Annotated in this window: 12 protein-coding genes; 4 read left to right on the top strand and 8 right to left on the bottom strand. The window is 63.6% G+C overall.

The annotated features are described in order from the left end of the window. Nucleotides 1-240: 240 nt before the first annotated feature. The gene (locus tag BAUR9175_RS06145) at nt 241-2,199 is read left to right on the top strand and encodes a hypothetical protein (protein ID WP_101583252.1); all 1,959 of its coding nucleotides are present in this window, start codon (nt 241-243) and stop codon (nt 2,197-2,199) included. A gap of 23 nt (nt 2,200-2,222) precedes the next feature. Here BAUR9175_RS06145 and BAUR9175_RS06140 read toward each other — a convergent pair whose 3' ends face one another. Continuing rightward, the gene (locus BAUR9175_RS06140; RefSeq protein ID WP_096146558.1) at nt 2,223-2,945 is read right to left on the bottom strand and encodes a TioE family transcriptional regulator; all 723 of its coding nucleotides are present in this window, start codon (nt 2,943-2,945) and stop codon (nt 2,223-2,225) included. Between the two features lie 73 nt (nt 2,946-3,018). Between BAUR9175_RS06140 and BAUR9175_RS06135 the strand changes: the two genes are divergently transcribed. Beyond that, complete coding sequence (locus BAUR9175_RS06135; RefSeq protein WP_101583250.1) at nt 3,019-3,507, top strand: DUF6194 family protein; 489 nt, start codon at nt 3,019-3,021, stop codon at nt 3,505-3,507. A 40-nt stretch (nt 3,508-3,547) separates the two neighbouring features. On the opposite strand, the gene BAUR9175_RS06130 is transcribed toward BAUR9175_RS06135, so the two are convergent. Genes BAUR9175_RS06130 through BAUR9175_RS06105 form a run of 6 tightly spaced genes read right to left on the bottom strand, consistent with a single transcriptional unit; the run spans nt 3,548 to nt 9,960 of the window. After that, nucleotides 3,548-4,336, bottom strand: a complete 789-nt coding sequence (locus BAUR9175_RS06130; protein ID WP_101583248.1) for an HpcH/HpaI aldolase family protein — start codon at nt 4,334-4,336, stop codon at nt 3,548-3,550. Further along, nucleotides 4,321-5,106, bottom strand: coding sequence for a fumarylacetoacetate hydrolase family protein (locus BAUR9175_RS06125; protein WP_101583247.1), 786 nt, complete (start codon nt 5,104-5,106; stop codon nt 4,321-4,323). Before BAUR9175_RS06125 ends, BAUR9175_RS06130 begins: the two co-directional genes overlap by 16 nt. A gap of 12 nt (nt 5,107-5,118) precedes the next feature. Beyond that, complete coding sequence (gene hpaD, locus BAUR9175_RS06120; RefSeq protein ID WP_096146554.1) at nt 5,119-6,231, bottom strand: 3,4-dihydroxyphenylacetate 2,3-dioxygenase; 1,113 nt, start codon at nt 6,229-6,231, stop codon at nt 5,119-5,121. Between the two features lie 11 nt (nt 6,232-6,242). Beyond that, nucleotides 6,243-7,748 (bottom strand): 5-carboxymethyl-2-hydroxymuconate semialdehyde dehydrogenase, encoded by a 1,506-nt coding sequence (gene hpaE, locus BAUR9175_RS06115; protein WP_101583245.1) that lies wholly within the window; start codon nt 7,746-7,748, stop codon nt 6,243-6,245. Next, nucleotides 7,745-8,482, bottom strand: a complete 738-nt coding sequence (locus BAUR9175_RS06110; protein ID WP_009883954.1) for a GntR family transcriptional regulator — start codon at nt 8,480-8,482, stop codon at nt 7,745-7,747. Before BAUR9175_RS06110 ends, hpaE begins: the two co-directional genes overlap by 4 nt. Next, nucleotides 8,479-9,960, bottom strand: coding sequence for a fumarylacetoacetate hydrolase family protein (locus BAUR9175_RS06105; protein WP_101583243.1), 1,482 nt, complete (start codon nt 9,958-9,960; stop codon nt 8,479-8,481). The genes BAUR9175_RS06110 and BAUR9175_RS06105 overlap by 4 nt, the downstream gene beginning before the upstream one ends. A gap of 174 nt (nt 9,961-10,134) precedes the next feature. Between BAUR9175_RS06105 and BAUR9175_RS06100 the strand changes: the two genes are divergently transcribed. Both BAUR9175_RS06100 and BAUR9175_RS06095 read left to right on the top strand, forming a co-directional pair. Then, nucleotides 10,135-11,472, top strand: a complete 1,338-nt coding sequence (locus BAUR9175_RS06100; protein WP_236850646.1) for an MFS transporter — start codon at nt 10,135-10,137, stop codon at nt 11,470-11,472. Nucleotides 11,473-11,551: 79 nt separating this feature from the next. Then, the gene (locus BAUR9175_RS06095) at nt 11,552-13,453 is read left to right on the top strand and encodes an FAD-binding monooxygenase (RefSeq protein WP_101583240.1); all 1,902 of its coding nucleotides are present in this window, start codon (nt 11,552-11,554) and stop codon (nt 13,451-13,453) included. Between the two features lie 80 nt (nt 13,454-13,533). On the opposite strand, the gene BAUR9175_RS06090 is transcribed toward BAUR9175_RS06095, so the two are convergent. After that, the gene (locus BAUR9175_RS06090; protein WP_101583238.1) at nt 13,534-14,481 is read right to left on the bottom strand and encodes a hypothetical protein; all 948 of its coding nucleotides are present in this window, start codon (nt 14,479-14,481) and stop codon (nt 13,534-13,536) included. Nucleotides 14,482-14,515 lie beyond the last annotated feature (34 nt).

Below are 14,515 nucleotides of genomic sequence, written 5' to 3'. Positions count from 1 at the left end.
CCACTCGCAGGACCACCTCGGCGAGGGACATCAGCGAGAACATCGGTCGGCACCCGATCGATCACAACGATACCTGCCGTGAACTGGGACGATGCAAACCAGCTGACTCGACTGTCTGTCCACAGCCACACTGCAGTCGACATCGACTGATGTTCGTTTCCCTGTGGACGGGCCGGGGTGAATTCACAGGCAGATTTTCTGCCCTGGTCAGGCTCGACCCCCTCGCCGTGGAATCAGGGTATGACTACTCGCAGACGCTTCACACTCCGCTCAGCTCTCCTCTTCATGGTCCTGGCTCTGGCCTCACTCATCGGATTCGGGCCGGCCATGGCTCAGGGGCCGCCCGCCTCGCTCGGCGAAGTGCCGATGCTCAAGGCCAGCGAGGCCTATGGTCCCGGCATCTGGCATCACGCGCCGCAGGGCAAGACCTGGTACGGCTCCTACCGAACGTTCAAGGGCACGCAGGCGTACTGCATCGATGCCGGCAAACAGTCGCCCCTGCCCAAATACTTCACGGGTGCAAAACCGGAGAAGATCACCACGGCGCAGACGGCATGGGCGCTGCACGAGTACTCCGGGTCCAAATCGGCCGATGTGCAAGCCGCCTTGAGTGCGCTGGCGCGACTGGATGAGACGATCCCACACGATCACAAGGTACCGCCGCAGAAGCCAGGTGATCTGGGGAAGAAGTTCAAGGGGGCAGCGAAGCAGTTCTCGAAGATCAGCGCCGAGTCGAAGAAGCTCGCGGGCCCGTATACCCTCGACGTCACCCTGACCCCAGTCCTGGACATGCCGGTGCTCGAGCCGTACGGCAAGGATGCCCCCGGCGACGGTGATTTCGCACGAGTCGACGACGACAAGGATGAGAATAAGAAGGCCCAGCTCCCCACAACTGGTGACCTCTCGCTCTCGGTGTCCCTGACCAGCGCCTCCGGCAACGCGGTGCCCGGCGTTCCCATCAAGCTCGACGTCAGCGGATCCACGGACGCACCGACAACTCTGACCAGCGAAGCCGAACCCGTCGTCACCGTCATCAAGCCTGAGGCACCCGGCACTGTCACAGCCAAGGCTTCGGCCAGCCTCGCACCAGAGACCGTCCTGCTCTATGAGCCCCAGAAGACCAAGCGGGTGCAGCGAGTGATCACTCCGGACGAACCAGTCGAGGTCTCTGCCAAGGCGAAGATCGATCTGGTCTCCCAGCCTCGTGTGTCCACCGAAATCTCCGATCAGACTCCCGAGCCCGGCGATTCCATCACGGACACGTTCACGGTCTCCGGCTTAGTCGGTGACCACACGGTCACCGTCGAGCACGAGCTGTGGCAGACGGGCTCGACACCCGAGCTCGGGAAGAAGAACGACGACGCCGAGGTGATCGCCGAGGTGACCTCGGAGAACGTCGGCAACGGTACGCACCGATCAGAAGCGATCACAGTCCCTGAGGACTTTCACGGGTGGATGTACTTCACCGAAACGATTGCCGGTGACAAGTCCACGAAGGAATGGAAGGGCAGCCACGGTCAACCTCGAGAGACCGGCTTTGTTCCGTGGGCCCCCAGTGCCGAGACGGAGGCGGTCCTCGATGTCACCTCCGTCCACGACGAAGTCACGGTCAACGGTCTGCGCCCGGGTGGTGAGGCAGTGATCACGATGACGGCCTATCACACGGAGTCCGAACCCGAACAGTCGAAGGACATCAGCGGAGAAGAGATCCACTCCCAGGACATCACCGTCATCGGGGACGAGAACGGCACCGCGACAGTGACTTCAGAGACCATCGACATGCCCGTCGGCTGGGTCACCTATGTGACCACGATCCAGGGCAATGACGATCACCTGACGTGGACGAGCGAATGGGGTATTCCCGCCGAAACCGTGCACAGGCCACCCGAGGAACCTTCCACTCCCCCGGCACCGCCAGAACCGACGCCACCGGAGCAGCCCTCGACCCCACCTGAAGAGCCCACCACGCCGCCAGCGCCGCCAGCACCACCGGAGGCACCGACACCACCGGCGCCTCCAGCCGAACCAGAGCCCCCGGTCGAACCGGTCGCGGACACACCTGCGGCCCCTGCTCCACCGGCCCAGCTGCCGCGGACAGGAACCACGGGCAACGGAATGCTCATCGGAGCCGGAATCTTCCTCATCGGCCTCGGAGCCACGGCTCTGATCATCACCGGCAGCCGTCGAAACGGAGAGTGAGGAGAGTCAGCAACTGAAAAGGATCAGCGGTGGCCCAGGTCGACCAAGTCGGCCAGGACGCTTCCGGCCCGGAACAGGGCCAGCGTCCGCCGGGCCACCGCCTCCAGCCGTTCGTCAAGAGCCGCCAGAGATCGGCTCGCATCACCGAGGTCGTGCAGTGCCCCGATCGCTTCCACGACCTCGGGTATCCGATAACCGCCTGCCCGCAGCGCCGCTGTGATCCTGGCGTCCCGTATGGCCGTTGCCCGATAGACCCGGGCAGTCTGGGATCGAGCTTCCACTCGATCGGGACTCACCAGCCCCTCCTTCTCCCAGAACCGCAGGGTCGAAGGCGGCACGCCGAGGGCCTGCGAGAGCTCGGTGATGGTCATCGACTCGCGTGCAGACGATCCTCGTTCCGCAACGGCGATCTCGGTCTCAGTCTCTTTGCGAATCGAGGTCAATGCCGTCTTAGCTGCGACTACCTGTCTGCGTTCTTCTTCGAGGGAATACCCGAGTCCGCTGATGAGTGCCGCTGACTCGATGAGAGGCAGATGCTGGACCTTGGACATCACATCTCGAGCAAGCACCGGTCCCACTGCACTGGCAAGCTCACGGTAGGCGAGAAGCGCACTGAGGTGAAGTGACGAGAAGCACCGATATCCGTTGGGCAGCCGTGTGGCGGCGGGAATCACTCTGAGGCTTTCCAACTGACGGATCTGCTGCACGGAATACCCGCTGACCTCCGCCAACTTCGAGGTTCTCATCGTCTCTCGCTCTCAATCACCTGCCCGAAGACCCACTAACCCGACATAAGCACTTCAGGTTCATACTTCAAGCATGAGTATGCATGACTACCTTGAGAGAGCCCGAGAATTCGAAGGTGTGTTGGAGTTGGCTCCAGAGGAGGGTGGTCCGTTTCCAGAGATCGCTTGGGGTGACCATTTCTTCTACTACGCTCCAGATGGCCAGACTCCCCAACAAGGCCAGCCCTTCGCCACCTTTGTTACGAAGGACTACCCGGACGATGCGCTCTCCGAACTGGATCGGGCGGGTCGCTGGCGTCTGAACATCCATGTCGGCCGGCACCGATTCGTCTTACTCACCGGTGAGGAGCCGCGCCTGAGCCGCGACGTTTCGGGCACCGGCACTGCTTCCGGCAGCGTCTGGGACTTCGCTGCCACCGATACGGTGATTCCGCATCCGGTGTATCGGGCACAGGGGTGGATCGCCGTCGTCACCCCGAGTCGGGACTCACTGGCAGTTATCGTCAGCCTGCTCGAGCAAGCTCATGCAGATGCAAAACGGCGCTGGCACCGTATTAAGTAGGTGCCAGCGCCGTGCTGTTAAGCAGCAGCTCAGCCGTCGATCAGTCCTGCACCCACGTCTTCGCCCAGGCGCGGGCACCGTTCATCATCAGGCCGACGTCGGCACCGACGAGGACGAACGAGGCACCTGCGTCGAGGTACTTCCGGGCCTGGTCCGGGTCGAAGGCATTGACGCCGACGAGCTTGCCGGCAGCCTTGACCGCGTCGAAGGTCCGCAGCACCGCATCGGTGACGTCCGGGTGCGTCTGCTGCCCGAGGAGACCCATCGATGCCGCCAGGTCGGAGGGCCCGACGAAGACCGCGTCGACACCGTCGACCGCAGCGATCTCCGCTGCATTGTCGACTGCGGTGGCCGACTCGATCTGCACGGTCAGAGACACAAATTCTTCGGCCCGATCCAGGTAGTTCGGCACTGCGTTCCACCGGGAGGCCCGTGCCAGGGCCGATCCCACCCCGCGCACACCGCGCGGTGGGTAGTAGACGGAACGCACGGCCGCCTCGGCGTCGGCAGGGGTATCGATCATCGGCACGAGCAGGTTCTGCGCGCCGAGGTCGAGGTACTGCTTGATGAGCACCTGATCGTTGACGGGTACCCGCACGACAGGGGTCGCGGGGTATCCGTTCATCGCCTGGAGCAGGCTGGTCGTGATCTGCAGGTCGATGGGCGAATGCTCGGCGTCGATGAGCACCCACTGCATCCCCGAGGCCGCGGCGATCTCCGCGGCCACCGGCGAGCCGGAGCAGACCCACATTCCGGCCAGATGCTCCCCCGCACCCAGCTTCGCCACACGCTGAGTGAACGTCTGCGGCAGATCTACTTGAAACGGCATGTGATGACTCCCAGATCTCCGTAGTCGGCATGGACGGTGTCGCCCGGGCTGACCCACATGGGGCGGGTGAAGGACCCTGCCAGCACGGTCTCGCCAGCCTGGAGGACATCGCCGTGTTCGGCGAGCTTGTTCGCCAACCACACGATGCCGCGGGCTGGGTGGTCGAGGACTGCCGCGGCAAGCCCGGAATCCTCGATCGACTCATTGCGGTAGAGCAGCGCACCGACGCGGCGCAGATCAACCGCGTCGACTGCCACCGGACGTCCGCCGAGGACCATGGCCCCCAGCGCAGCGTTGTCCGAGATCGTATCGACGATGGTCCGGCCCTCCATCTCGATCCGAGACGACAGCACCTCGAGCGCCGGCACCACGTACTCGGTGGCGCGCAGGACATCGATGAGGCTGATGTCGGGCCCGCGCAGCTCGTCCTTGAGCACGAAGGCGAGTTCGACCTCGACGCGCACGCCCGAATACTGCGAGTGGTCGATGACCGAACCGGTGTCATAGACCTGGTCGGCGAAGATCGCACCGTAGTCGGGCTCGCTGATCCCCGTCGCCTGCTGCATCGGCTTCGAGGTCAGACCGATCTTATGACCGATCAGCCTGCGACCTGATGCCTCACCTCGGCGACGCCATTCGTCCTGCACGGCGTAGGAGTCCTCGACGGTCATGTCGGGGTATTTGGCCGTGAGCAGACCGATCTTCGACCGGTTCTTCTCCGCATTCGCCAGATCGTCGGCGATGGCCGCGATCGTTGTCTCATCGAGCATGTGCACGTCTCCTCAGAGCTGGTGGCCCAGTTTGAACTCGTCTTCTCCGTCGTCAGCACCCGAATGTGCCCCGAAGTCGCTTTCGGCGTCCTCACGGCGAGTGTAGGAGAACCCGTCGGCGCCGATCGTGACGTCCATTTCGGAGTCGTCGGTGCGCTGCGTCAGCGACACCGGGTTGCCCTCGAGGTCGAGGACCGTGGAAGCGTCGGTGTACCAGGACGGAACGACCGGGTTGCCCCACCAGTCACGACGCTGGTTGTCGTGGACATCCCAGGTCACGCGTGGGTTGTCGGGGTCGCCGGTGTAGTAGTCCTGCGTGTAGATCTCGATCCGGTGACCGTCGGGGTCGCGCAGATAGAGGTAGAAGGCGTTCGAGACACCGTGGCGGCCCGGTCCGCGTTCGATCGCGTCGGAGAGGCGCAGCGCACCGAGCTTGTCGCAGATGGCGAGGATGTTGTGCTTCTCGTGCGTGGCGAAGGCGACGTGGTGCATGCGTGGTCCGTCGCCACCGGTCATCGCCGTGTCATGCACGGTGGGCTTGCGGCGCATCCACGCCGCGTAGACGGTGCCTTCGTCGTCCTGGATGTCCTCGGTGACGCGGAAGCCCAGGTTCTCCATGTAGTTCACGGCCTTCGGCACGTCCGGGGTGACCTGGTTGAAGTGGTCGATGCGCACGAGCGCGCCCGGGGAATAGAGGTCGTAGCGCCAGGCCAGACGTTCGACGTGGTCGACCTCGTAGAAGAATTCGTAGGGGAAGCCGAGGGGATCCTGCACGCGCACCGAATCACCGATGCCGGCGACGAATCCTTCCTTCTTCCGCACAACCGGGCAGCCGAGCTCACGGTAGTAGGCCTCGGCGGCGTCGACGTCTTCGGGGCTGCGCACGCGGTAGGAGAATGCGGCCACCGCGGCAATCGGACCCTGGCGGAGGATGAGGTTGTGGTGGATGAACTCCTCCATCGACCGCAGGTAGACGGTGTTTTCGTCTTCTTCGGTGACCTGGAGGTCGAGCACATCGACGTAGAAGTCACGCGACTTCTTCAGATCGGTGACGACGAGCTCCATGTAGGCGCATCGCAGAATGTCCGGTGCCGGAACTGATGGGACTGGGATTGTTTGGGACATGTGTTTTCCTCTCACTGCTTCCCGAAGACTGGGTTGTGGACCTCGCCGAGGTTGATGTGCACGGACTGCTGCTCCGTGTAAAAGTCGATCGACCGGTAGCCGCCCTCGTGACCGAGGCCCGATGCCTTGACACCGCCGAAGGGAGTGCGCAGGTCACGGACGTTGTTCGAGTTCAGCCACACCATTCCGGATTCGACGGCCTGCGAGAAGTTGTGCGCCCGCTTGAGGTCTGAGGTCCAGATGTAGGCGGCCAGACCGTACTTCGTGTTGTTGGCCAGCTGCAGCGCCTCTTCGTCTGATTTGAAGGGTGTGATCGCGACGACGGGGCCGAAGATCTCCTCCTGGAAGATCCGCGCATCCGGTGCGACGTCGGCGAAGACGGTCGGTTCCACGAAGTTGCCGGTGTCGAAGCCTTCGGGGCGGCCGCCGCCAGCGACGAGGCGAGCCTCTTCCTTGCCGATTTCGACGTAGGACATGACCTTCTCGTAGTGCTCGGGGTGAACCAGTGCGGCCACCTCGGTGCTGGGATCCGAAGGCAGACCCACCTTCACGCGCTTGGCCTGAGCGGCGTAGCGTTCGACGAACTCGTCGTAGACGGACTCTTCGACGAGGATGCGCGAACCGGCGGTGCAGCGTTCGCCGTTGAGGGAGAAGACGCCGAAGACCGTGGCGTTGATCGCCGCGTCGAGGTCGGCATCGGCGAAGACGACGGCAGGTGACTTGCCGCCGAGCTCCATCGACAGGCCCTTGAGCCAGGGAGCGGCGTTGGCGAAGATCGTCTGACCGGTCGTCGACTCACCGGTGAAGGAGATCAGCGGGACGTCGGGGTGCTTGACCAGGGAGTCTCCGGCGAAGCCCTCCTCGCCGTAGCCGTTGACCATGTTGAACACGCCCTTGGGCAGTCCGGCCTCTTCGAAGATGCCCGGCCACAGTGACGCTGAGAGCGGGGTGAACTCGGCAGGCTTGAGCACGACGGCGTTGCCGGTCGCGATCGCCGGAGCCAGCTTCCACGACTCGAGCATGAACGGCGTGTTCCACGGGGTGATGAGTCCGGCGACACCGATGGGCTTGCGGTTGACGTAGTTGGCCTGGCGGCCGGGAACCTTGAACGCGTCGTCGACCTGGGCGACGATGAGGTCGGCGAAGAAGCGGAAGTTCTCCGCGGCACGATTGGCCTGGCCCTTCGCCTGGGTGATCGGCAGACCGGAGTCGAAGGACTCCATCTCGGCCAGTTCCTGGCTGCGGGTCTCGGCGATATCGGCGATCTTGTTGAGCACGCGGGCACGCTCACGTGGGAGCATCGTCGACCATGGGCCTTCGTCGAAGGCCTGCTTCGCCGAGGCGACGGCGGCGTCGATGTCGGCCTTCTTACCCGATGCGGCCTTGATGTAGGGCTCGTTGGTCACCGGGTTGATGACGTCGAACTCCTCACCGTCGATCGAATCGACGAATTCGCCGTTGATGTAGTGACGGATCTTCTCCGGCAGGTTCGCTGGAGCTGCAGTGGACTCGGTCATGACTTGTCCTCTTCTCTGTCGATGTTTCCTGTGCTTGCAGGGGTCTCGGTGGTTTTGGCTTGGGCTTCTTGGTAGCTGGCCAGCGTCGTTGAGCGGTGATTCCTCACGACCCGTTCGATCTCCTCCGCCGAGGCGCGGGCTCGGATGAGTGCGACGATCCTGGCGTGCTCGTCGACCGATCCGCGTGCCCGTTCGGGCACGAAGGAGAAGGTCGAGTTGCGCAGGTGGGCTAGTCGGTCCCATTCGACGGCGACCAAGGAGTGCAGTCGTTCGTTCGGGCACCGTCGGAACAGTGCCGCATGGAATTCGTGGTTGAGCCGGGTGAACTCGGTGGGGTCGAAGTCGGTGAGCAGGTCACGCATGCGCTCATTGATCTCATCCGCCTCGGCGAGGTCATGCTCTCCCAGGAATTCAAGAGCCTGTGCGGTCGCGGCTCCTTCGAGGATCGCCACGGCCTCCATCGACTGTGTGTAGGAGCTCTGGTCGACCATGGCGACCCGGGCCCCGACATTGCGTTCGAAGGTGACGAGTCCGTCTGCTTCGAGCCGGCGGATAGCCTCCCTGACCGGGACGACGGAGGTGTCGAGCTCGAGGGCGATCTGAGCCAACACCAGCTTGTGTCCGGGCTCGAAGGTCTGATCCGCGATGCACTTTCGGATCCAGCGGTAAGCCGTCTCCGCCTTGCTCAGCGAATTCGGCTCCATCGGTGCGTCAACTGTTCCAGCCGAGGTCATCGCGCGGCTTTCCAGGCTTCGAACTTCTCTTTCCATTCGCCCTTGGGTGGGAACAGCGACTCGATCGGGTTGCCGGCAGCAACCTGCTCGGCCACCCATCCGTCCTCGATCTCCTTGGCCAGCGCCGCATCGACGACTTCCTCGACGAGGTCACGTGGGATGACGATGACTCCGTCGTCGTCTCCGACGATCACGTCACCGGGCAGAACAGTCGCGTTTCCGCAGGCCACGGCCACGTCTGATTCCCATGGGACATGCTTGCGGCCGAGTACGGCAGGGTTCTTCGCCGTCGCGAACACGGGAAGGATGCCGGCCACCTCGGCGGAGTCGCGGACTCCCCCATCAGTGATGACGCCGGTCGCGCCCTGAGCCTTGGCCCGCAGCGCGAGCACGTCTCCCAGAGTTCCCGAGCCGGCTTCCCCGCGGGCTTCGATGACGACGACCTCACCGGAGCGCAGGGTGTCGAATGCCCGCTTCTGGGCGTTGTACCCGCCGCCGTGGGACTTGAACAGGTCCTCACGGTTGGGCACGAAGCGCAGTGTCTTCGCCGTGCCGACGACCTTCGAGCCGGGCACGAGGGGTGAGACGCCTTCGATGACGACATTGTTGAGTCCGCGCCCGCGCAGCTGCGCGGAGAGACCAGCAGTCGGAGCCTCGGTGAGCTTGGCCCGGAGGTCTTCGCTCAACGGGTTGGCGGCCGATTCCTCCGGTGCCAGACCGGCTTCCTCCCGCGATCCCCAGGCATCGGCCTGCAGTGCTTCGGTCACGGCCGGTGTGCTGCCCAGCTTCGGATCGAATTCGCCCGCGCCCTCGACGACGTTCGTGACGAGGCGACCCGAGCTCAGTTCTGCTCCGGTGCTCGCCGAGGTGGCGCTGACCTCGACCTCGACCGTGTTCCCGGGAGCGACGACGCTCGATCCCGCGGGGGTGCCGGTGAGGATGACATCACCGGGTTCTAGGGTCATGTGCTGGCTGAGATCGGCGACGATCTGGGTCAGGGGGAAGATCAGCTGCGCGGCACTCGTGCCGTCGTCCTGCTTGACCTCGCCGTTGACCCAGGTGCGGATGCGCAGTGACTGGGGGTCCGCCTCGGCGGCGGGGATGATGTTGGGGCCCATCGGCGTGTAGCCGTCGCGGCTCTTCGATCGCAGATTCGACCCCTTGTCGGGGGCCTTGATGTCGTAGAGGCCGAAGTCGTTGGATGCGGTCACGCCTTCGACATAGGACCAGGCCTCGTCGGCGCTGACCCAGCGGGCCGCGGTGCCGATGACGATGGCGATCTCACCTTCGAAGGCGAGCAGCGAGGTTCCGGCCGGACGCTCGATCGCATCTCCCGATGCGGCCAGGGAACTGGTGGCCTTGAGGAAGTAGGACGGCTGGGCCGGCCGTTTGCCGCGCTGAGCAGAACGCGACTCGTAGGCCACATGGACGGCAATGATCTTGCCCGGACGGGCTGGAAGACCAGCTGGAGTCGACATCGATCTCACACCTCATTTCGATTGGCTTTCACCCAGATCGTATATGATACGGTCCCGGAGAACAAGTAGTCCGCGTCACATGATTGAGGTCACGTCAGCGTTCCTGCGCTGCGATCTCTGACCCATGTGACGACAGCACTAACGCAGCAGTCTCAATGCGACACAGGAGTCATAGTGAGTAAACAGCACACCCAAGGCAGGGTGGCATTCGCGACCGTCGTCGGCACCAGCATCGAGTGGTATGACTACTTCCTCTATGCGGCGGCCTCGGGGCTGATCTTCAACCAGCTCTTCTTCGGCCCCCTGGGTTCGACGCTGTCGACCATGGTCGCCTTCGCCACCGTGGGCATCAGCTTCCTGTTTCGCCCCCTGGGCGCTTTCCTCGCCGGCCACTACGGCGACAAGCTGGGGCGCCGAGTCGTCCTCATCATCACCCTCATCGCAATGGGCGCAGCCACAGCCCTGATCGGCTTCCTGCCGACCTACGAGTCGATCGGAATCGCAGCACCTCTCCTCCTCATCCTCCTGCGCATCATCCAGGGCATCTCGGCCGGCGGCGAATGGGGCGGAGCCGTCCTCTTAGCCGTCGAACACGCGGAGGTCAAGCACCGCGGGCTGCGTGGATCCTTCCCGCAGATCGGCGTCTCCATCGGCCTCATCCTCTCCTCCGGCGTGCTCGCCCTGATGACGGCGATCGCTCCCGGCGACGCCTTCCTCGAGTGGGGCTGGCGAGTGCCGTTCTTCCTCTCGATCCTGCTCGTCGCGGTCGGATACTGGATTCGCCGCGGAGTCGAGGAGTCCCCCGTCTTCCACGAGATCGCCGAGCGCAAGGAGCAGGTTGCCAACCCGCTGGGCAAGCTCTTCAAGAGCCACTGGCTCCTCGTCATCCTGGCCTCGCTGGTCTTCGTGGGCAACAACGCCGCCGGCTACATGACCACCGGCGGCTACATCCAGAACTACGCCACGGACCCTGCCGGCCCGATCGGACTCGAGCGCGGTCCGGTGCTCTGGGCGGTCTCCGCCTCCGCGGTGTCATGGCTGATCTTCACGATCGTCGCCGGTGCGGTGTCGGACAAGATCGGGCGGAAGAATACTTACCTGCTGGGCTGGATGCTGCTGCTCATCGGCATCTTCTCCCTCTTCCCCCTGGTCAACACCGGCAGCATCTGGATGCTCTTCCTCGGCCTCGTCATTCTGACTGTCGGGCTCGGGTTCACCTACGGGCAGCAGCCGTCGATGTATGCCGAGCTCTTCCCCTCCAGCGTGCGCTTCTCGGGGGTTTCGGTGTCCTACGCGATCGGGTCGATCCTCGGCGGTGCCTTCGCACCGACGATCGCGAAGGCCCTGGTGTCGGCCACCGGCACGACCACCTCGGTGGCCATCTACCTGGCGCTCGTCACCCTCGTCTCGTTGGCCGCCACACTGGCCCTGCGCGACCGTTCAGGCATCCCTCTCGGACCCGCTCACGAGGAAGAACAGTCTGTGATCCCGATCATAGGCGTGCGGTCATGATGACCTGAGTAACACTAGATCGTATATGAACTGCTAATATTGAGAAGTCACGAAGACGTGTGATGAACCGGAGGTTGACATGCATTTTCACCAGCACGGCTATGTGTCCGCAGACCCGCGGATCGAAGCTGCAGCAGGTTACGGAATCGATCGTCCCGCTGATCTGCCCGATGAGGTCGATGTCCTCATCGTCGGCAGCGGACCGGCAGGGATGGTCGCCGCAGCTCAGCTGTCACAGTACCCAGGGGTGAACACCCGACTCATCGAGAAGCGGGACTCGCGCCTGGTCATCGGACAGGCCGATGGCATTCAGGCACGCTCGGTCGAGACGTTCCAGGCGTTCGGATTCGCCGAGGAGATCATCCGCGAGGGTTATCACATCATCGACATGTCCTTCTGGAACCCGGACCCGGCAAATCCCGAGCACATCATCCGCACGGGACGGCCGAAGGATGATGAGACCGGAATCAGCGAGTTCCCGCACCTCATCGTCAACCAGGCCCGAGTCCTCGACTACTTCGCCCAGTTCGCCAAGCAGTCCCCCGGGCGCATCGAGCCCGACTACGGCATCGAGTTCGTCGATCTCACGATCGACGAGGACTCTGCGTCGAAGCATCCAGTCAGCGTCACCGTCCGCTATACCACCGGCGAGCGCGCGGGTGAGGAACGCACCATCCGCGCCGGTTATGTCGTCGGCTGCGACGGAGCCCGTTCGGGCGTGCGCAAGTCGATCGGTCGCACGATGACCGGTGACCAGGCCAATCACGCCTGGGGCGTCATGGACGTGCTCGCAAACTCCGACTTCCCCGATATTCGCAATAAGTGCGCCATCTCCTCCAAACACGGCAACATCCTTCACATCCCCCGCGAGGGCGGGCACCTGTTCCGCATGTACGTCGACCTCGGCGAAGTCCCCGAGGATGACGCACGCAAGGTGCGGCAGACCAGCGTCGACGAGATCATCGATCGCGCAAACGCCATCATCAAGCCCTACAGCATCGACGTGAAGAACGTCGCCTGGCACAGCGTCTACGAGGTCGGGCACCGACTCACCGACGCCTTCGACGACACCGATGACACCACTCCCGGATCACCCTGCCCACGCGTGTTCATCACCGGCGACGCCTGCCACACGCACTCGGCGAAGGCCGGTCAGGGCATGAACGTGTCGATGCAGGACGGGTTCAACATCTCGTGGAAGCTCGGCCAGGTGCTGTCCGGACGTTCCTCGCAGGAGCTGCTGCGGACCTACTCCGCAGAGCGTCAGGTCACGGCGAAGAACCTCATCGACTTCGACAAGGAATGGTCGACGCTGATGGCCACTCCGCAGGAGGAGCTGCCCGACGAGACCTACCTGCAGGACTTCTACGTCAAGACAGCTGAGTTCCCCGCAGGGTTCATGACCGAGTACACCGAGTCGATGATCACCGCGTCCACCGCACACCAGGAGCTGGCCACCGGCTTCCCCGTGGGCAAACGGTTCAAGTCGGCCAGGGTTCAGCGCAACTGCGACGCCAACTACATCCACCTCGGCCATCGGGCGCGGGCAGACGGCCGCTGGCGCGTCTATGTCTTCGCCGATGCTCCGTCACCGACTGATGCCACCTCGTCAAAGGTCACCGAGCTGGCCGACTGGCTCAATGCCGACCCGGCCTCGCCGTTGGTCAAGTACCGCCGTGCAGGCGAGGACCTCGACAGTCTCCTCGAGCTCAGCGTCATCTACCAACAGGGTCACACCGAGTTCTCCTTCCCGGATGTGCCGACGGTCTTCCGCCCGCACGTCGGCGAGTTCGACCTTGAGTATGTGGAGAAGATCTACGCAACTCTCGACGGTGAGGACATCTTCGAGGAGCGCGGCATCAGCCGTGACGGCGCTGTGGTCGTGGTCCGTCCCGATCAGTACGTCTCGGGCATCTTCCCCTTGGATGCCCATGACGAGATCGGCAGCTTCTTCGACGGAGTGTTCGTCTCCGAACAGTGACTCGTAGGTTCTAGTCACTGGTCTGTTCTAGTGACGAGTCGGTTCCGTTGACGCCGACGTCTCAGCAGTGTGTGAATGCCTCACCTGAAGAGACGTCGGCGTTGTCGTTGGGCGATGAGTCCACTGATGCCGGCGACGATCAGTGTGATGCTCCCCAACGCCCAAAAGCTCACTCCCGCCGCCGGGAAGCCGACGATGTTGGCGCTGATCGATTCTCCGGACGCCGTTTCGCCTCTCCACCGGACGGTCGGCGGATACGCCAGGATTCCGTACAGCATAAAGTACAGGCTCACGCCGAACGCTACGACGATTGCTGACCACCACGTTGGTGGATCCATGCTCAGCCCGACTGCCGCGCTGAGGATGACAAAAGTCCACGCAAACAGGACACCGGGGCTCATATCGACCAGGCCGGTTGTGTTGAGTCCCAAGGATGTGAGTGTGACACCCTCTTCATCCGTCGCCTGGTTGTCCATGATGGGCACCCAGATCATCACGATCCACGAAGCCAAACTCATCAGCGGCAGCAGCCGCGCAGCGCCGTCGGCCAGAGTTCGGTGCTGGCGAGCGACGAGCCGGCTGCGGGCGTCTTGGCGGATACGTTCAGACGACCGCTGACGTTCTCCGATGAGGCCGCAGATCCCCGCGGCGATCAGGGCCAAGCCCCCGACCGCCCATAATGCGGCTCCCCAGACAGGAGAAGCGACTTCCATCCCGCCGATCCACCGTCCGCTGCTGTCCTGGCCATCCCACATCAGCGTCGGAGGCTCGGCCATCAAGTTGATCAGCAAGGCCAGGACTGCGACGCCGAGACAGACCGTGGCCCACGCCCAGATCCGCAGACGGTCGACGAGCCATGCCGAGATCACACAGGCGAGCAGGCAGCTCCAGATGATGACGAATTTGGGATCGAGGTCGCTGAGGTCGCGGGGAACATCACCCAACGAGGTGACGACGATCCTCGTGGACTCTTTGGTGTGCAGACTGTTGAGCGAGCTGTCGAGGACCGGTACCCAAAGCGTGACCACCCACGCGCACAACGCCAGAATCGGCAACAGCCTC

It is taken from the genome of Brevibacterium aurantiacum (assembly GCF_900169065.1).
In the GTDB taxonomy this organism is placed as follows: domain Bacteria; phylum Actinomycetota; class Actinomycetes; order Actinomycetales; family Brevibacteriaceae; genus Brevibacterium; species Brevibacterium aurantiacum.
This window is presented reverse-complemented; position numbering and strand designations above follow the sequence as displayed.

Excerpts from the sequence above, each read along its gene's own strand:
- BAUR9175_RS06125 (WP_101583247.1), bottom strand. The coding sequence starts at position 5,106 with ATGCTCGATGAGACAACGATCGCGGCCATCGCCGACGATCTGGCGAAT.
- BAUR9175_RS06095 (WP_101583240.1), top strand. The coding sequence starts at position 11,552 with ATGCATTTTCACCAGCACGGCTATGTGTCCGCAGACCCGCGGATCGAA.
- hpaD (WP_096146554.1), bottom strand. The coding sequence starts at position 6,231 with ATGTCCCAAACAATCCCAGTCCCATCAGTTCCGGCACCGGACATTCTG.
- BAUR9175_RS06140 (WP_096146558.1), bottom strand. The coding sequence starts at position 2,945 with ATGAGAACCTCGAAGTTGGCGGAGGTCAGCGGGTATTCCGTGCAGCAG.
- BAUR9175_RS06130 (WP_101583248.1), bottom strand. The coding sequence starts at position 4,336 with ATGCCGTTTCAAGTAGATCTGCCGCAGACGTTCACTCAGCGTGTGGCG.
- BAUR9175_RS06105 (WP_101583243.1), bottom strand. The coding sequence starts at position 9,960 with ATGTCGACTCCAGCTGGTCTTCCAGCCCGTCCGGGCAAGATCATTGCC.
- BAUR9175_RS06110 (WP_009883954.1), bottom strand. The coding sequence starts at position 8,482 with ATGACCTCGGCTGGAACAGTTGACGCACCGATGGAGCCGAATTCGCTG.
- BAUR9175_RS06145 (WP_101583252.1), top strand. The coding sequence starts at position 241 with ATGACTACTCGCAGACGCTTCACACTCCGCTCAGCTCTCCTCTTCATG.
- BAUR9175_RS06135 (WP_101583250.1), top strand. The coding sequence starts at position 3,019 with ATGAGTATGCATGACTACCTTGAGAGAGCCCGAGAATTCGAAGGTGTG.
- hpaE (WP_101583245.1), bottom strand. The coding sequence starts at position 7,748 with ATGACCGAGTCCACTGCAGCTCCAGCGAACCTGCCGGAGAAGATCCGT.